The following is an 18,685-nucleotide window of genomic DNA, read 5'->3' as shown; positions in this document are numbered from 1 at the left end:
GATATGACTGACAACCTGATCGAAATCCGTGATCTCAGCGTCGCCTTCCATGGCCAGACCGTGGTGCGCAACCTGTGCCTGGACATCCGCCCCGGCGAGTGCCTGGCACTGGTCGGCGAGTCGGGCTCGGGCAAGTCTGTGACGGCTCATTCGATCCTGCAATTGCTCCCTGAATGCGATGCCCGGACTACCGGCAGCATCCGTTATCGTGGGCAGGAACTGGTCGGCGCCGACCCAAAGACCCTGCGCGACCTGCGGGGCAACCGCATCGCCATGATTTTCCAGGAGCCGATGACCTCGCTCAATCCGTTGCACACGATTGAAAAGCAGATCGGCGAAACCTTGTTGCTGCACCGTGGCCTCGGCGGCAAGGAGGCTCAGGCGCGGATCCTCGAACTGCTCGAACTGGTGGGCATCCAGAAACCGAAAGAACGGCTGAAGGCTTATCCGCATCAGCTGTCCGGTGGTCAACGCCAGCGGGTGATGATCGCGATGGCCCTGGCCTGCGAGCCCGAACTGCTGATCGCCGACGAGCCAACCACAGCCCTCGATGTGACCGTGCAGCGCAAGATCCTGTTGCTGCTCAAGTCCCTGCAACGGCGTCTGGGCATGTCGCTGCTGCTGATCAGCCACGACCTCAATCTGGTGCGCAGCATCGCCCAACGGGTATGCGTGATGAAGGCCGGTGAGATCGTCGAGCAGGCGCCGTGCGAAACGCTGTTCACCGAACCGAAACACCCTTACAGCTGCGTGTTGCTCAACGCCGAACCGGAAGGTGAAGCGCTGCCCCGGGACGAACGCGAGAACGTGCTGGAAGTTGATGATTTGCGAGTCGACTTTACGGTCGGCGGCGGGCTGTTCCAGCGCAAGCAATACCTGCGCGCAGTGGACGGTATCAGCCTGAACATCCAGCGCGGCAAGACCCTGGGCATCGTCGGCGAGTCCGGTTCGGGCAAGTCGACCCTCGGTCAGGCGATCCTGCGGCTGCTCGACTCCAAGGGCAGCATTCGCTTCCAGGGCACGGCACTCGACGGCCTCGACCAGAAACAGATGCGGCCGTGGCGCCGGCAGATGCAGGTGGTGTTCCAGGATCCGTTCGGCAGCCTCAGCCCGCGCATGTCGGTGGCGCAGATCATCAGCGAAGGGCTGGAGGTGCATTGCCAGTCCACTGCCGACGAGTGCGACGATCAGGTGATCCGCGTGCTCAAGGAGGTCGGGCTCGACCCTGAAAGCCGCCATCGCTATCCCCATGAGTTCTCCGGTGGCCAGCGTCAGCGAATTGCCATCGCCCGGGCGCTGGTGCTCAAACCGGCGCTGATCCTGCTCGACGAGCCGACTTCGGCGCTGGATCGCACCGTGCAGAAACAGGTGGTCGCCCTGCTCCGCCAGCTTCAGGAAAAACACGGCCTGACCTATTTGTTCATCAGTCATGACCTGGCCGTGGTGCGGGCGCTGGCCCACGACATGATCGTGATCAAGGACGGCAAGGTGGTCGAAAGCGGCGCCAGCCATGACGTGTTCGACTCACCGCAGCATCCCTATACCAAAGAGCTGTTGGCGGCGGCGCATCCGGGATAGGCATAATCGCGCCACCTGACTTCCGCCAATGGACGCCGCCATGAACACCACCGAAAGCCTCAAGGATTACCAACGGGTCCGCACGCTGGCGATCCGTTCGTTGTTCGAGATCATCGAGCAATCCAGTGAAGGCACGGTGATTGTCGATCGCGATGCGAACATCGTCTGGATGAACGAGCGCTACGCCCGGCGCTTCGGGCTCGACTCCGCCGCCGGCGCCATCGGCAAGCCTTGCGAAAGCGTGATCCCCGGCAGCCTGCTGCGCGAAGTGGTACGCACCGGGCGGCCGATTCTGCTGGACATGCAGGACACCCCGAAAGAACCGCTGGTGGTCATGCGCCTGCCGATCCATGACGACGCCGGCGCGGTGATCGGCGCCATCGGTTTTGCCCTGTTCGACGAACTGCGCACGCTGTCGCCGATGCTCAAGCGCTACCTGAGCATGCAGGAAGAACTGGCCTCCACCCGTTCGCTGCTGCGCGCCCGGCAGACCAAATACAACTTCGCCCACTTTATCGGCACCAGCGCTGCCAGTCTGGAAGTCAAACGCCGTGCCCGTCGCAGCGCCAGTGCCGAGTCACCGGTTCTGTTACTGGGCGAGACTGGCAGCGGCAAGGAGTTGCTGGCACAGGCCATCCACGGTGCTTCGCCACGGGCGCACAAGGCCTTCGTCAGCATCAACAGCGCGGCAATTCCCGAAGCGCTGCTCGAAGCCGAGTTCTTCGGCACTGCGCCGGGTGCTTTCACCGGAGCCGACCGCAAGGGCCGCACCGGCAAGCTGCAGATCGCTCAGGGCGGGACACTGTTTCTCGACGAAATCGGCGACATGCCGCTGCCCTTGCAAAGCAAATTGCTGCGGGTGTTGCAGGAAAAGGAGTTCGAACCCGTCGGCTCCAACGAAGTGATCCAGAGCGATGTGCGGGTGATTGCCGCGACCTCGACGGATCTGGAAGCGGCAATCAAGCGCGGCGAGTTCCGCGCCGACTTGTATTACCGCCTCAACGTATTGCCGATTCAGGTACCGCCGCTGCGAGAACGGCTGGACGATCTACCGGCGCTCAGTGAGGCGATTCTTGAGGAGTTGCGCAGTCAGCACGAGTTGAACCGTGAAGCGCTGGAGCTGTTGGGTCAGCATGCCTGGCCGGGGAATATCCGCGAGCTGCGCAACGTGCTGGAGCGGGCGGCGCTGCTCAGTGATGACTTGATGCTGACGGCGGATGACATTCGCTCTGCAATTGGAACGTTTACACCGGTTGAACGAACGCTGGCACCCCTGCCTGAACCGGCAATCAACGAGACCTTCAGTCAAGCCCGGGAGCGTTTTGACCGGCAGTTGATTCAATCCACCCTCGTGCAATGCGGAGGCAAGGTGATCGAGGCGGCTAGGCGGCTGGGACTGGGCCGTTCGACGCTGTACAAGAAAATGATTGCGCTGGGGATCGAAGAGTCTCAATAAGGAGACACAACTCTCCAAATCAAGACAACATCAAAAGCATCGCGGGCAAGCCCGCTCCCACAGGGTAATGCGTTCAACTGTGGGAGCGGGCTTGCCCGCGAAAGCGTCCTCTCAGTCATAGAAGTCTCAAAACAGAGACAAAACTTCGAAAGCCGCCGCCAAAAGTCAAACCAATTCCTTTAATTTCAACAACTTAAGCATCTGGCACAGTTCTCGCTTACACCTCTACCTGCACCCGTTCCACCCACAAAAATAACAATCGAAGGAGCACACCATGAGTGTGATCATCGCCTTGGCAGCTCTCGCGCTGCTGATGCTCGCGGCCTACCGTGGCTACAGCGTTATCCTTTTTGCTCCGATCGCCGCCCTCGGCGCCGTCCTGCTTACCGACCCGTCCGCCGTCGCCCCCGCCTTCACCGGCGTGTTCATGGAGAAGATGGTCGGCTTCATCAAACTCTACTTTCCCGTATTCCTGCTCGGCGCCGTGTTCGGCAAGCTGATCGAACTCTCGGGTTTCTCCCGCTCGATTGTCGCGGCAGCGATTCGCTTGCTCGGTACCCGCCAGGCGATGCTGGTGATCGTGCTGGTCTGCGCCCTGCTCACCTACGGCGGCGTTTCACTGTTCGTCGTGGTGTTCGCGGTCTACCCGTTCGCGGCGGAAATGTTCCGCCAGAGCAACATCCCCAAGCGCCTGATCCCGGCAACCATCGCTCTCGGCGCGTTCTCCTTCACGATGGACGCCCTGCCCGGTACGCCGCAGATCCAGAACATCATTCCCAGCACTTTCTTCAATACCACCGCCTGGGCGGCGCCGTGGCTGGGTGTGATCGGTACGATTTTCGTGTTCTGCGCCGGCATGCTGTTTCTGCAACGCCAGCGCAACAAGGCCCAGCGTGCCGGTGAAGGCTACGGCACCGAACTGCGCAACGAACCGGAAACCGCCGAAGACCTTAAGCTGCCGAACCCATGGATCGCCCTGTCGCCGCTGCTGGCGGTGGGCATCATGAACCTGTTGTTCACCCAGTGGATTCCGCAGTGGTACGGCAAGACCCACAGCCTCGCGCTGCCGGGCATGGCGGCGCCCGTCACCACCGAAGTCGCCAAACTCACGGCGATCTGGGCGGTGCAAGCGGCTTTGCTGGTGGGCATCCTGATGGTGTTGGCTTTCGGTTTTCAGGCGATTCGCAGCAAGCTTGCCGAAGGCAGCAAAAGCGCCGTCAGCGGCGCATTGCTGGCGGCGATGAACACTGCATCCGAATACGGATTCGGCGCAGTTATCGCCTCGTTGCCGGGTTTCCTGGTGCTGGCCGACTGGCTCAAGAGCATCCCCAATCCGCTGGTCAACGAAGCGATCACTGTGACGCTGCTGGCCGGTATCACCGGCTCTGCTTCGGGCGGCATGAGTATCGCGCTGGCAGCGATGTCCGAACAATTCATCAGCGCCGCCCACGCCGCCAACATTCCGCTGGAAGTGCTGCACCGGGTGGCCGCGATGGCCAGCGGCGGCATGGACACCCTGCCGCACAACGGCGCGGTGATCACCCTGCTCGCCGTCACCGGCCTGACTCACCGTGAGGCCTACAAGGACATTTTCTGTATTACGCTGATCAAGACCCTGGCGGTTTTCGTGGTGATCGGCACTTTCTACGCCACTGGCATTGTGTGAGGTATTGATGACGACTCTTTCTGGCAAGACCGCACTGGTTACCGGTTCCACCAGCGGCATCGGACTGGGCATCGCCCTGACGCTGGCCAAGGCTGGCGCCAACCTGATCCTCAACGGCTTTGGCGACGCGTCGAAGGTGATCGCCGAAGTCGAACAGTTCGGCGGCAAGGTCGGCCATCACCCGGCAGACGTCAGCGACCCTGCGCAGATCGCCGACATGATCGCCTACGCCGAGCGCGAGTTCGGCGGCGTGGACATTCTGGTCAATAACGCCGGTATCCAGCACGTCGCGGCGGTGGAAGAGTTTCCGGTGGAGCGCTGGGATTCGATCATCGCCATCAACCTGTCGTCGGTGTTTCACAGCACCCGCCTCAGTCTGCCGGGCATGCGAGCCAAGGGGTGGGGACGGATCGTCAACATCGCCTCGGTGCACGGTCTGGTCGGGTCCACCGGCAAGGCCGCGTATGTAGCGGCCAAGCATGGCGTGATCGGCCTGACCAAGGTGGTCGGTCTGGAAACCGCCGCCAGCAATGTCACCTGCAACGCCATTTGCCCTGGCTGGGTGCTGACGCCGTTGGTGCAAAAGCAGATCGACGATCGCGCGGCCAAAGGTGTCGACCCGCAGCAGGCGCAGCACGATCTGCTGGCCGAGAAACAGCCGTCGCTGGAGTTCGTCACTCCGGCGCACTTGGGTGAGCTGGTGCTGTTTCTGTGCAGCGAGGCCGGCAGCCAGGTGCGTGGCGCGGCGTGGAATATCGATGGCGGATGGCTGGCGCAGTAAGCTTGCAACTGATCGCTCCCACATTGCAGTGGGAGCTTTCTGACCAACAATAAGAGGCAAACCATGTCCGACATTCTCTGGCAGCCCGATGCCAAACGCATTGCCCGATCCCGCATGGACGGCTTTCGGCGCTTCATCAATCAGCGCCACCATCTGAAGCTCGACGACTACCCGGCCCTGCATCAATGGTCGATCGACCAGCGCGAAGCGTTCTGGCAGGCGATCGTGGATTTCTTCGACATCAGTTTTCACACCCAGCCCGACGCTGTTCTGCGTGGAGGCATGAAAATGCCGGGGGCCGAATGGTTTCCCGGCGCCACGTTGAATTTCGCCGAGCATCTGCTGAGTCGCCGCGACGATGCCATAGCCGTGATCGCTATCGGGGAAAACGGCCAGCGTGAACTGCTGACCTGGGCCGAACTGGCCCTGCAAGTCGCCGGGTTCCAGGCCAGCCTGCAAGCCTCTGGCGTCGTCGTTGGCGACCGGGTTGCCGCGTGCATGCCCAACACCTGGCAAACCCTGGTGGCGATGCTCGCGACCACCAGTCTCGGGGCAATCTGGTCATGCTCGTCGCCGGATTTCGGCACCCACGGCGTAATCGACCGCTTTGGCCAGATCGAACCGAAAGTACTCATCACCTGCGCCGGTTACCGTTACGCCGGCAAAGAGATCGACCAGACCGTCAAGATCAACGAAATCCTCGAACAGCTGCCGTCCTTGCAACAGCTGATCATCGTCCCTTACGCGCGCCCCCACGCCCATGCCACGGATTACCGGACGCCCGCCAACGTCTCGCTATGGGACGACTTCTATGAGCCGGGCGATGAGCCGCTGTTCGTCCCGGTGCCCTTCGATCATCCGCTGTACGTGCTGTATTCCAGCGGCACCACCGGCGTGCCGAAGTGCATCGTGCACAGCACCGGCGGCGTGCTGCTGCAACACGTCAAGGAGCACGGGCTGCATGTCGACCTGGGCCCCGGCGACCGGTTGTTCTACTACACCACCTGCGGCTGGATGATGTGGAACTGGCTGGTCTCGGCACTGGCGGTCGGCAGCGCGGTGGTGCTGTATGACGGTTCACCGTTTCATCCGGACAACGAGCGGTTGCTGGAGTTGCTGGACGACGAGCAGGTCAGCGTGTTCGGCACCAGCCCGAAATTCCTCGCGACTCTGGAAAGCAGCGGCATCAAGCCGCGCGAAAGCTACGACCTGAGCCACCTGAAAACCCTGCTTTGCACCGGCTCCGCGCTGTCGCCGCAGAGTTATGACTTCGTTTATCGCGACTTCAAACCGGACGTGTGCCTGTCCTCGATGTCCGGTGGTACGGACATCGTGTCCTGCTTCGTCAACGGTAACCCGATGTCGGCGGTTCGCCGGGGCGAGATCATGGGCAAGAGCCTGGCCATGGCGGTGGAAGTGTGGAATGACGCCGGGCAACCGGTGATCGGCGAAAAAGGTGAGTTGGTATGCACTCGACCATTCCCGGCGATGCCTATCGGACTCTGGAACGATCCCGACGGCGAAAAGCTGCGCAAATCCTATTTCAGCCAGTTCCCCGGCGTCTGGGCCCAGGGTGACTACGCCGAACAACTTCCCCACGGTGGGATGCTGATTCACGGCCGCTCCGACGCTGTGCTCAACCCCGGCGGCGTGCGCATCGGTACGGCTGAAATCTACCGGCAGGTGGAGAAAGTCCCGCAAGTGCTGGACAGCGTCGCCATCGGCCAACAGTGGCAGGACGACGTGCGCGTGGTGCTGTTCGTGCGCCTCAAGGACGGCGTAGCGCTGGATGAGGCGCTGCAACAGCAGATCCGCCAGGTGATCCGCGCCAACACCACACCGCGCCATGTGCCGGCGAAGATCGTTGCGGTCAGCGATATTCCGCGCACCATCAGCGGGAAAGTGGTTGAGCTGGCGGTTCGCAATGTCGTGCACGGTAAGCCCGTGAAAAACACCGATGCCCTGGCCAATCCCGAAGCGCTGGAGCAGTTTCGGGATCGGCCGGAGTTGACGACCTGACCGGGCGGCGGTTTTGAATCAACCGACAGCCAGCATGCTTACACTGGCTTGTTCAACGTGATGATCACCGGTTCGACAATTGGCTTGCCGCCACTGGTGTCGACCGCGCCGCCAATAATCGCCATATTGTCGTCAAACGTGATCTTGTTGGTGCAAACCTGACTCAGCAGCGACGTCGCCACAGCCAGAGAGTCGGCGTTTGCAAATGCCTTGGACGGAGGATGGCATTCCGTGCCTTCCTCCGATACAGGCAGACAACCCATGGCGATATTCAGCAACGGCGTTATATCGAGTCGCTGCCCCTCGTTACTTTCGAACTCTGCATCAGTGACATAGCCGACATCATCGGTTTGAGCGCTTGCATGGAACAGTTCATGAATCAGGTCATCGGCCACCACATCATGGTTGAAGCCCAGACCTGTGAAGTGACTGTTGAGATTTTTGGTATGGATTTCAACAAATGCAATATTTGATCCGCTACTGGACCCAGAACTTTTCCAGCGTTTGTAATTGTCCACGTCCAATGCGGCGAGCGTGGCGTCTTCCTTAAACCCATCGAGCACAATGTTACTCATCGAAAAACCGGCAAAGTCGAAGCGGATCAAGCGCAGATAGTTCACCAGGCGCTCGGTGGCTACCGCTGAGGTGTCACCAAATAATGTCTTCATGACCAGGCTGCAATCTTTTTTGAAGTCATGTTGCTGGATTACATTGATGGCGTTATCTATTTTCGCTCGAGCGCGCGGCAGACTCTGCTCGACGAACTTGCGCGTGTAGCTCTCTGGCAGGGTTTTAGGGGAATAAGGCAACTGCACAGGCGCTCGATACGAAAAACCGTCCAGCGGCTTGCCCCAAAGGTCGCCGCGACGATTCAAGGCATACCATTTGCCATCTCTGCGCGCAGCCAGTACCGAAACGCTGTCGCTCGCGACACCACATGGCCGCCAGCTGCCAACTCCCACTTGCGTACCGGCGCTTTCGATCAGATCAAAGGAATGTCGGCGACCGCTGATCGTGTGAAGCTGCCTGTTCGCTCTCGTGATAATCTCATGCGTATTTTTATTGAACCGCAGCAGGCCTTTATGAACGAGCTTCCCACCGCTCTGCAGGCCCGAAGGCACACCGTCGAACGGATTGAAAAGGGAAATCGCCGAGGTAAAGGCCAACCTGGTGAAACGCGCCGCTTTTGACGTGTTGGAAATGGCCTTGGCTGAAATGCTCACCACTTTCGAAGCGGCTCCCGCCACCGTTCCCACCAGGCCAATGCCATCCATCAAACAACCGTAGATCCCGTCTACTACCTTGTCATGTTCGCCGGATGCAATGTCCTCAATACATTTTTTGAACGGCACCACCAGGTCGATGAAATAAGTGAGCAGTCGCTCACCCTCCTGTCGGGAAAGCTCAAGTGGCGTCGGTATGCGCACCAACTCTCTGAGTTCATGGGCATGCAGGAACGGACGGTGATCGACGATGAACCTGGCAATGCGCGCAACGTTCGGATCGTTGAAGCGCTGGTATAAACCCTGCCTGGGATTTGCAGAGGTATGGGGCTTGGGCAACTTACCAAAGTTATCGAGGATTGCCTGGCTGGTAGTGGTCGCAGGGTCCGGTGCCGCCGCATGGGTATAGCATTTCAAATTGAGTGGCAGTTCTTGCGGGTCAGTCAGCGTCACTTGAGTCGTCAGATCTGCCGGCCAACTCATTCGCGAACGCTGTTCGAGTTTTCGCTCGCGAATGATCCAATTACCCAGCGCGTCGTTTTTGCGGAATTCTCCACGCGAGGTGAACAGCTCATAGCAAATGAAGGCGTTGTCGTGAGAAGCGAACATCACCAAGCCAAAACGTCCGGTCGCAGCGTCTCTGGTTTGCTGGGTTTCTCTATCTTGCTCTATCTCCAAAGGGCCAGGCCCACGACGTTTAACGGTATAGATCGCTGATCCGCGCACCGTCAGAAAGTTTATCTGTGCATTCATGAATACATTCAGATCCGGTTCGGGCATCTGCGCCAACGCCAGTTTCACGGTGGACAACATGGCGCTGTTGAGTTCCGTCCGATACACCGCTAACTGACGATCCATCTCCTCGTCACAGGAAGTGAGCTTCAATAATTGTGGGTAGCGCGTGTACAGGCTGATACCCGAGGGGTTGTAATTGATGGCCGGTTTGGGGATCCCGTTTGTCACCAGACGCACAGTGCGCCTGTCCCACTTGCCAGTGACCAGATCGCCCGATTGATGCAGGTCGACCATGGACATGACTTGCTGCCCTCCCAGCTCGGAGAGGGCATTTTCGTCCAGGGTGTCACAGCCCGGTGCCGCGACTTTCAATGCCGCGCGGGCAATGGCTGCTCTGGAGGGTAATGGGGTCGAGAATGCACGGGCTATCTGGGCGAGTTGCTCCGAGTATTGTTCGAACGCATCGATCGCACGTCGAGTGGTGGCTTCCTCAGCTTGTTCAAGTTCAGTGCCTGTCACTACCTGGTTAAGCAGTGCCCAATCGACGATGGGGTCGATCACAGCCAGATCCCGTAAATGTTTTTGTGCTGCGCTGACCGGTTCGAGATCGGCGTAAGCCATGATCTGCGAATAGCTCAATACTCGCGACGCACCCGTTTTCACCGCCTCCACCAGTGCAACGGCACGACTGAGGTTGAGCCATGCAATCGATCCCAGGGTGACAGAGGACGGTGTATCACTGACCAGAAACTCCGGAGCCGTGCGCGCCAGGAGCAAGTGCGCAGCCAGGGGAGCCACCTGTCGATCTACCCATCCCTTGGCCGAAAGAAAATCGGCGAGTAGCTCACGTATTACCGATGGATGACGATCCATATCGTCCGGTGAATACAGAACAAATCCGCCAATGTTCCTGCGCTGATGGCTGTGGCCTATCGAGGGATCCAGATCAAGCAATATGGCGGTAGTCAAGAACTGCCGGAGAACGGCATCGGAGACAGGCAGTTGTTCGTTCTCGCCCACCCAGCCAAGTTCTTGCAGATACTTCCTGGCAGCAATCTGGGAGACGGGATAACTGACGTACTCGACAATGCGCTGAGCAGCGTTTTCATGGGAGACCTTGGCGCGTCCGGTGACGTTATAAAAAGCGGTCAGTAACTTGCTTTTCGTCATGACTTTGGCTTTGGCCCGGCGAATGGCCGAAAACTGTTCATCTGACAACGTTACCAGTGTCTGGCCTTCAGTTTGAAAATGTTCCCAGTAGTCTGCGGGTTCGTCTACTTGAGGATCAAACTTGAACAACGCAATGAGGTTGCTGACCTGCGCCTTGTTTTTCGGCACGTCGATTTCATGAAACTCAAACCACTGGTCAAGCGTAATAGCGAGATCGGTCCATATATAACCGCCTGCCGCCCGAGCCACATCTGAAATCAGCTTTATTTCTGAACGTACTTCCTCAGTGAATTCAAAGTGCCCTGCTGCAACCAGATCCACCCAACCTCTTTTTCCGACGTAGACTTCCATCTTGCCGTCGGCCGTAACGCGTAACAGACCGTCATGATCGCGAGCGTCCTCCCGAATAAGTGCCCCAAATACCGCACCTAACTCCTCTAGCTTGTTAAGCATGAGCATGCCGGGATTGTAAATCTGGAACAGCGACGAACCATCCTGCAATTCAACTTCATGCGCAAACCAGTCGATGATTTGATCATCGGAATACTTGTCCAGCGCAATTTCCAACTGTTCCAGGACAACGCGACGTTCATCGGCATCAGCCTTGGATGTTTTGTTCCACGCGGCAAGCGTAACGGCCGATGGCCGGAAGAACTTGTTCTTTTTAACGGTATCCAATTTACAACCTCATCAAGTTAAGAGCTTATTCGCTCAGCCGGACGAAGTTGTACTTAAACGAAAAAACAACGTCTAGTTTAAAACCATTAAATTCCGTTACCAACCCCCTTCACAAACTTGCGCACGCAAAAAACTATTCCATCAAATCCCACTTCCCGGACACTGAGCCTTGAGCATCATCCGCACCATCTGAAAGTTTAATTCGCAACTTCAAATTATTAATCGAGTCAGCGTTCTTCAAGGCTTCCCGTTCATTGATCACGCCTTCCGACACCAACGCAAACAACGCTGCGTCAAATGTTTGCATGCCAAGTTCCGTGGACTTTTCCATGATGGGTTTGAGTTTGTCCAACTCGCCGCCCTGTATCAGATCGGCGACGGTAGACGTGCCGAGCAGCACTTCGACCGCTGCTCTTCGCTGCCCCGCCACTGTACGCACCAACCGTTGCGAGATGCAGGCTTTCAAATTATTGCCCAGCGCCTGCAACAGCTGCGGCTTACGCTCTTCGGCAAACATATTGATGATCCGGTCCAGCGCCTGATTGGCGTTGTTGGCGTGCAATGTGGACAGCACCAGATGACCCGTTTCCGCGAACGCCAGTGCATGCTCCATGGTGTCGCGGTCGCGGATCTCGCCGATCAGCACCACATCCGGCGCCTGGCGCAGGGTGTTCTTGAGCGCAGCATGAAAGCTGCGGGTGTCGACACCGACCTCACGCTGGTTGATGATCGAACGTTGATGTCGATGGATATATTCAATCGGATCTTCGATAGTGACGATATGCCCGCTGCTATGACGATTGCGATGGTCGATCAGGGCTGCCAGCGAGGTGGATTTGCCGGAGTCAGTAGCGCCGACGAACAGGATCAGCCCCTGCTTGAGCATCACCGTGTCCAGTAACACCGGTGGCAGGTTGAGGTCTTCGAATCGCGGTATATCGAGCTTGACGTTGCGGATCACGATCGACACGTCGTTGCGCTGCTTGAAGATATTGACCCGGAACCGGCCGATGCCAGTGCGGGAAATCGCCAGGTTCATTTCCAAGTCCCGGTCGAACTCCCGGCGCTGCTCGGCGTCCATCAGGGAGGCAGCGACAGTCGCTACTTCGCCGGGTTTGAAGGGCTGATCGCTCAAGGGCGTCAGTACCCCGTCGAACCGTGCACTGGGCGGCGCGCCCGTGGACAGGAACAGATCCGAACCGTGGCGGCTCGCCAGTTGTTTGAGCAATGCGTCGATTTCCATGGCCAAAAGCACCTGCGAAGCTTTCAATGAACTTAAGACCGTGCGTCGTGACGCGACGGGCCTTACAGCGTCTACCGCACTAGGATAGTAGACGCCGCCTCACCGACCGATGCTCAGGATTGATGTGATGAACGCTGTACCGAACACCAACGACGCCCAGGCATTGATTGCCCGAACCGACTGGAGCCGCAGCCCGCTGGGCGCCTCCGGCACCTGGCCACAGAGCTTGCGCACCGCGGTGGACATCGTGATTCACTCGCCGATGCCGATGCTGCTGTTGTGGGGTCCGCAACTGACCCAGATCTACAACAACGGCTTTGCGCTGCTGGCCGGCAGCAAGCATCCGCACGCTTTCGGACAGCCGGCACACCAGATATGGCCGGAACTTCGAGACTTTACCGACCCGATTTACAGCGCAGTCCTACAAGGCCAGGTGCGAACCTACAGCGAACGTCGCTTCACCTTGCAACGGGACGGCAAGGATTCCGACTTCTGGCTGGATTTGACCTACAGCCCGATCCGCGATGAAAGCGCGCAAGTGGCTGGCATTCTGGTCACCGCCATCGAAACCAACGAACGCCGACGCATCGCCCTGGAACTGCAGCAACGTTCCGAAGACAGCCTCAAGGCCCAGCGTCAAAGCGAAGAGCGCCTGCAACTGGCGCTGGCGGCCACCGATGCGGTCGGCACCTGGGATTGGGACATCGGCGAAGACCGCTTCATCGCCGATGCGCATTTCGCCCAGTTGCACGGTGTCGATCCGGCCCTGGCCGGTCAGTTGCCGATCAGCGAGTACCTGCACGGCGTGCACCCCGAAGACCGCGCAATGATCGCCCGCAGTATCAAGCATTGCATTACCCACGGCACCGAATACGCCGAGGAATATCGCCTGCTGCAAGCCAATGGGGAACTGCGCTGGGTGTTCGCGCGAGGGCGCTGCTACAAGGATCATCATGGCCGGCCGATGCGTTTTCTCGGCGCCGCCCTGGACCTGACCGAGCGCAAGCACACCGAACAGGCACTGCGGCAAAGCCAGACCGAGCTGCAACTGATCATCAACGCCATGCCGATCCTGATCAGCTATGTCGACCACGAAGAATGCTTTCGCCTGAACAACGCCGCGTACCTCGACTGGTACGGGCTCACGCCACAGGAGCTGTACGGTCGCACGATCCGCGAAGTGATCGGCGAAGAGGCTTATTTCCTGCGGGCACCGTACATCGCTGAAGCCCTCGCCGGTCGGCCCTGCTCGTTCAGCCTGTACACGCCACACCGCGACGGCAGCCAGCGGCATGCCTTGATGAATTACCTGCCGCGCCACGGTGCGGACGGTGCGGTGAACGGTTTCTACATCTTCGTGATCGACGAGACCGAACGCAAAAAGACCGAAGAAGCCCTGCGCAACCTCAACGAAACCCTTGAGGAACGTGTGAGCGCGCGCACCGAGCAACTGGCCCAGGCCAACCAGCGTTTGCAGAACGAGATGTTCGAACGCGAACGCGCCGAAGACGCCCTGCGTCACGCACAGAAAATGGAAGCGGTCGGCCAGCTCACCGGCGGCATCGCCCACGACTTCAACAACATGCTGACCGGCATCATCGGCAGCCTCGACCTGATGCAGCGCTACATCGCCAATGGCCGCGCCGATGAGATCGGCCGTTTCACCGACGCGGCGGTGTCCTCGGCCAACCGCGCAGCCGCGCTGACTCACCGCCTGCTGGCGTTCTCCCGACGTCAGTCGCTGGATCGCAAGACCATCGACGTCAATGAACTGATCCACTCGCTGGAAGACCTGATCCGCCGCACCAAGGGTGATCCGATCGAGCTCAAGTTGCGCCTCGCCGACAATGTCTGGTCCGTCAGTACGGATGTCAGCCAACTGGAAAACGCCCTGCTCAACCTGGTGATCAACGCCCGCGACGCCATGCCCGACGGCGGCGAGCTGTTGATCGAAACCGCCAACGTCAACCTCGACGGCAACGACATCACCACCCTCGAACCGGTCAAGGCCGGGGACTACTTGATGCTCGCGGTGAGCGACAACGGCACCGGCATGACGCCTTCGGTGCGCTCCAAGGCGTTCGATCCGTTCTTTACGACCAAACCCATCGGGCAAGGCACCGGGCTCGGGTTATCGATGATTTATGGCTTTGCCCAGCAATCGGGTGGACACGTCAGCCTCGACAGCCTGCCTGGCCAGGGTACCTGCGTGCGGCTGTACTTGCCGCGCCTCCACGCGCCGGAACCTGAGCAGCCATTGGCGGAAACGGTCAGCGAGACACCCACCCCCGCGACCGGCGAAAACGTGGTGGTGGTCGAGGACGATCCGGCGGTGCGCATGCTGGTCATGGATCTGCTCAAGGAGCTGGGTTATCGCGCCCATGAGGCCGAAGACGCCAAGAGTGCCCTGCCGCTGCTGGAGTCGGACATGCGGATTGACCTGCTGGTGACCGACGTCGGCCTGCCGGGCATGAACGGCCGGCAAATGGCTGAGATCGCCCGCCAGCATCGTCCGGGGCTCAAAGTATTGTTCATGACCGGTTACGCGCAGAAAGCCGCCGAACGCCAGGGCTTTCTGGAAGATGGCATGGACATGGTCGCCAAGCCGTTTTCCATCGAACAGCTGGCCGGCAAGATCCGCACGATGATCAGCCAAAATCCGTGACTTGAGGCATAATCCGCGCCCCGCCGTCACCCCGCTACAGGTATTGCACGATGAAAGCCCAAGCCCGCCATATTCTGGTGAAGACCGCCGAAGAGGCTGAAAAACTCAAACAACGCATCGCCAATGGTGAAGCGTTCGATGTGCTGGCGAAGAAGTTTTCTACCTGCCCGTCCGGCAAGCGCGGTGGTGATCTGGGTGAAGTGCGGCCGGGGCAGATGGTCGGTGCGATCGATGCGGTGATCTTCAAAAGGCCGCTGCGCACGGTGCACGGGCCGATCAAGAGCAAATTCGGGTATCACCTGGTGCAGGTGTTTTACCGCGATTGATCCAGTGCCCTGAAGGCGCGGCTTTCGGCAGCGCCTTCAGGAATCGGCATCAATCCCTGGGGATCAGCGCCCCAGGCACTTGAATGACCTGACTGGCCAAACGATGTCCCGCCTCCGCCGCCTGCGCAGGACTTGCGCCCGACAAGCGACTCGCCAGATACGCCGCACTGAACGAATCCCCCGCCGCCGTAGTGTCCACCACCTTTTCGACCTTCTGCGCCGGGACTTCAAACGCTTCCCCGTCGCAACGGATCAGACAGGCTTCAGCGCCGCGCTTGAGCACCACTTCCGGCGTGCCAATCTGCGCGTACGCGTCAAACACCGCGTCACAGTCCTCGAAATGGAACAGCGCCTGCTCGTCGTCCACCGTCAGCAATGCCAGATCGACATGGGGCAACACGCTGCGATACGCCGTCCGCGCCTCCTCCACCGATGCCCACAAACGCGGCCGATAGTTGTTGTCGAAGACGATTCGCGCATCACGCTGACGGGCTTCGATCAAGGTTTGAATCAGCTTTTCCCGACCCTGTGCGCCGAGTACCGCCAGCGTGATACCGCTGAAATACAACACGTCATAATCCGGCAGCGCCGCCAGAATCGGCGCAGCCGCCGGCGTGGTGAAGCAGTCGCGAACGGCGGCTTCGTTGCGCCAGTAAAGGAAGCGGCGCTCCCCGGCAGCGTCGGTCTGGATGCAATACAGGCCCGGCAGGCGACCGGGCAAACGCTGAACCAGATCCAAGCCAATGTTTTCATCGGCCCAACTGCGGCACATCGCATCACTGAAGCTGTCGTCACCCAGCGCCGTGACGTAATCGACCTGCGCCTTGTCGCCCATGGCGCGGGACAGATACACCGCCGTGTTCAGCGTGTCCCCGCCAAAGCTCTGTTGCAGGCTGCCATCGGCACGTTGCTGGAGTTCGATCATGCATTCGCCGATCAGGGCGATGCGCGGGGTGTTCGGACCCAACGGACTGAGCGTGTTCATCAGAAACAGGTTTCCATGGTTTCGATCACCGACAGCTGCTCGTCCACCAGCAGCCCTACGCGCCACTTGTCGAAGGTCAGGCACGGGTGCGAAGTGCCAAAGGAAATGATGTCGCCGACGCGCAATTCCACGCCGGGCGCCACGGTCATGAACGCGTGCTGGTCCATCACTGCCGTCACCTTGCAGGCGCCGACATCGTCGCCCACCGCTGGCAGCACACCGGCCTTGTAACGCAGCAAGGGCACCGGCATCCCGGCATCGAACGCCACGTCACGCTTGCCCAGGGCAATCACGGCAAAGCCAGGCTCGGGCATCGACTGCACGTGGGCCCAGACTTCCAGCGCCGGACGCAGCCCTTCGTGCAGGTCACTGCGACGATCCAGCACGCAGCACTGCGCCTCTTTATAAATGCCATGGTCGTGGGCCACGTAACTGCCGGGACGCAACACGCTGAGGAAACGCCCGCCAGCGTTCTGCGCCTCGAACGATTCGGCGATCAGGTCGTACCAGGCCGAACCCGACGCGGTGATGATCGGCTTGGCGATGGCGAATGCACCGCTGTCCTGCAACTGCACCGCCAGGCGCACCAGCGAAGCCGCGAATTCACGGATGCCGCTGACGGCGTGATCGCCATGGATCACGCCTTCGTAACCTTCGATGCCGGTCAGGGCCAGCGCCGGTTGTGCAGCAATGGCCTTGGCCAGTTCGATGACTTCCTGCTCGCTGCGGCAACCGCAACGGCCACCGACCACGCCGTACTCGATCATCACGTTCAGCCGCACGCCACGCGACGCGAAGTAAGCGCCCAGATCGGCGACGTTGTCCCGGTGGTCGACCATGCAATAGAAATCGAAGCCCGAATCGGCCGCCAACAGATCGGCAATCAACGCCATGTTCGGCGTACCGACCAATTGGTTGGCCATCAGCACCCGGCGCACGCCGTGGGCGTATGCGGCGCGGGTCTGGGTGGCGCTGGCCAGGGTGATGCCCCACGCGCCGGCGTCGAGCTGACGACGAAACAACGCCGGGGTCATGCTGGTCTTGCCGTGGGGCGCGAGTTCGGCGCCGCTGTCGCTGACGAATTTCTGCATCCAGCGGATGTTGTGCTCCAGCGCTTCGCGGTGCAGCACCAGCGCCGGCAGGCTGATGTCACGCACCAGTTGCGCGCCGAGGGCGGCGTCGCCCTTTTCCACGGCAGCAGTGTTGTTGGCAGTCGTCATGGTCGAACTCCTCACAGTCGCGCCCGCAGGCAGGCGCGGTTATTCGTTGATTCGCCGGGCGAGGCTGTTGGCGCTCTCGATCAAGACCCGGCGATAGTCGTTGTAATTGTTCTTGGCATCGGCGCGCGGCGCGACGATGCACAGGGTGCAGATGGCCACGCCATTCGGGTCTTTGACCGGGGCGGCGAAGCAGTGGGTGAAGGTGTCGGCGACACTGTCGAAGGAGAAGAAACCGTCGATGCCGGCCTGACGGATTTCCGCCAGAAACGTCTCCATCGGCAGGCGTTCGCCATCCGGCAGGATGAAGTCGTCGGGGTCGATCAAGTCGCTGATCTGCTGGTCACTCAAGTGCGCCAGCAGCAGGCGTCCCGAGGCGGTCCACGGGATCGGCGCGTTTTCGCCGATATCGGAAGAAATGCGGAAATGCCGCTCGCCCTCCTTCATCAGTGCCACCGTGTATTTGCGCCCGTTAAGCAGGCACATCTGCGCGGTTTCCCGGGTCTGGCTGACGATCTCCTGCAACGCGTGATCGGCCTCGCGACTGAGGTCGAAATGCCGCAAATGCGCCTGCCCGAGGAAGTACAGCTGACGACCGAGATAGACGTGACCATCCTTGCCCACCGGCTCCAGGATCCGCCGCTCGAGCAATGACGCCACCAGTTCGTAGACCGTGGATTTCGGGCTGCCGATGCCGTTGGCGATGTCGTTGGGGCGCAGTGGCTGGCCGATTTCCTTGAGGAAATCGAGGATATCGAACGCCCGGTCCAGACCGCGTGCCCGGCGCTTGATGGTGTCTTCGGTCATTTCAGTGGTTCCCATTCAAAGTGCCGGGAGTTTATCGCGAAAGATCGTTCCCATGCTCCGCGTGGGAATGCAGCCAGGGACGCTCTGCGTCCTTTGGAACGCGGAGCGTTCCTTGAGGCATTCCCACGCAGAGCGT

General features: G+C 59.9%; 12 protein-coding genes. 7 read left to right on the top strand and 5 right to left on the bottom strand.

Going from position 1 to position 18,685, the window contains the following annotated elements:
• Positions 1-3: 3 nt before the first annotated feature.
• The 5 genes from AC07Y2_RS00150 to AC07Y2_RS00130 all read left to right on the top strand — a co-directional run bounded on the left by AC07Y2_RS00150 (position 4) and on the right by AC07Y2_RS00130 (position 7,500).
• Positions 4-1,578 carry an ABC transporter ATP-binding protein gene (locus AC07Y2_RS00150; RefSeq protein ID WP_007952057.1) on the top strand — a complete coding sequence of 525 codons (1,575 nt, stop codon included), beginning with the start codon at positions 4-6 and terminating at the stop codon, positions 1,576-1,578.
• Positions 1,579-1,618: 40 nt separating this feature from the next.
• On the top strand, positions 1,619-3,034 hold the full coding sequence (locus AC07Y2_RS00145) for a sigma-54 interaction domain-containing protein (RefSeq protein ID WP_103385167.1): 1,416 nt from the start codon (positions 1,619-1,621) through the stop codon (positions 3,032-3,034).
• Positions 3,035-3,308: 274 nt separating this feature from the next.
• A complete protein-coding gene (locus AC07Y2_RS00140; protein ID WP_103385166.1) occupies positions 3,309-4,700 on the top strand; it encodes a GntP family permease in 1,392 nt (463 codons plus the stop codon).
• A gap of 7 nt (positions 4,701-4,707) precedes the next feature.
• On the top strand, positions 4,708-5,481 hold the full coding sequence (hbdH, locus tag AC07Y2_RS00135; protein WP_007952053.1) for a 3-hydroxybutyrate dehydrogenase: 774 nt from the start codon (positions 4,708-4,710) through the stop codon (positions 5,479-5,481).
• A gap of 63 nt (positions 5,482-5,544) precedes the next feature.
• Entirely contained in the window at positions 5,545-7,500 is a 1,956-nt protein-coding gene (locus AC07Y2_RS00130) for an acetoacetate--CoA ligase (RefSeq protein ID WP_103385165.1), read from the top strand.
• Positions 7,501-7,538: 38 nt separating this feature from the next.
• Here the strand turns inward: AC07Y2_RS00130 and AC07Y2_RS00125 are convergent, their stop codons facing one another.
• Positions 7,539-11,306, bottom strand: a complete 3,768-nt coding sequence (locus tag AC07Y2_RS00125; protein WP_052266558.1) for a hypothetical protein — start codon at positions 11,304-11,306, stop codon at positions 7,539-7,541.
• Between the two features lie 133 nt (positions 11,307-11,439).
• The gene (locus tag AC07Y2_RS00120) at positions 11,440-12,549 is read right to left on the bottom strand and encodes a PilT/PilU family type 4a pilus ATPase (RefSeq protein ID WP_039768786.1); all 1,110 of its coding nucleotides are present in this window, start codon (positions 12,547-12,549) and stop codon (positions 11,440-11,442) included.
• Between the two features lie 127 nt (positions 12,550-12,676).
• Between AC07Y2_RS00120 and AC07Y2_RS00115 the strand changes: the two genes are divergently transcribed.
• Positions 12,677-15,214: a PAS domain-containing hybrid sensor histidine kinase/response regulator gene (locus AC07Y2_RS00115; RefSeq protein WP_103385164.1), complete on the top strand. Its 2,538-nt coding sequence runs from the start codon at positions 12,677-12,679 to the stop codon at positions 15,212-15,214.
• 50 nt (positions 15,215-15,264) lie between these two features.
• Complete coding sequence (locus tag AC07Y2_RS00110) at positions 15,265-15,540, top strand: peptidylprolyl isomerase (protein ID WP_103385163.1); 276 nt, start codon at positions 15,265-15,267, stop codon at positions 15,538-15,540.
• A 49-nt stretch (positions 15,541-15,589) separates the two neighbouring features.
• On the opposite strand, the gene AC07Y2_RS00105 is transcribed toward AC07Y2_RS00110, so the two are convergent.
• From AC07Y2_RS00105 to AC07Y2_RS00095, 3 genes are read right to left on the bottom strand one after another with little or no spacing between them, the layout of a single operon-like run.
• Positions 15,590-16,525 (bottom strand): sugar kinase, encoded by a 936-nt coding sequence (locus tag AC07Y2_RS00105; protein ID WP_039768790.1) that lies wholly within the window; start codon positions 16,523-16,525, stop codon positions 15,590-15,592.
• Entirely contained in the window at positions 16,525-17,745 is a 1,221-nt protein-coding gene (locus AC07Y2_RS00100) for an amino acid deaminase (RefSeq protein WP_103385162.1), read from the bottom strand. Before AC07Y2_RS00100 ends, AC07Y2_RS00105 begins: the two co-directional genes overlap by 1 nt.
• A 39-nt stretch (positions 17,746-17,784) precedes the next feature.
• A complete protein-coding gene (locus AC07Y2_RS00095) occupies positions 17,785-18,549 on the bottom strand; it encodes an IclR family transcriptional regulator (protein ID WP_039768792.1) in 765 nt (254 codons plus the stop codon).
• Between the last annotated feature and the right edge of the window lie 136 nt (positions 18,550-18,685).

The organism is Pseudomonas sp. GW456-12-1-14-TSB6 (assembly GCF_059424205.1).
The sequence above is the reverse complement of the archived record's forward strand: the minus strand, read 5'-3'. Positions and strand labels throughout refer to the sequence as shown.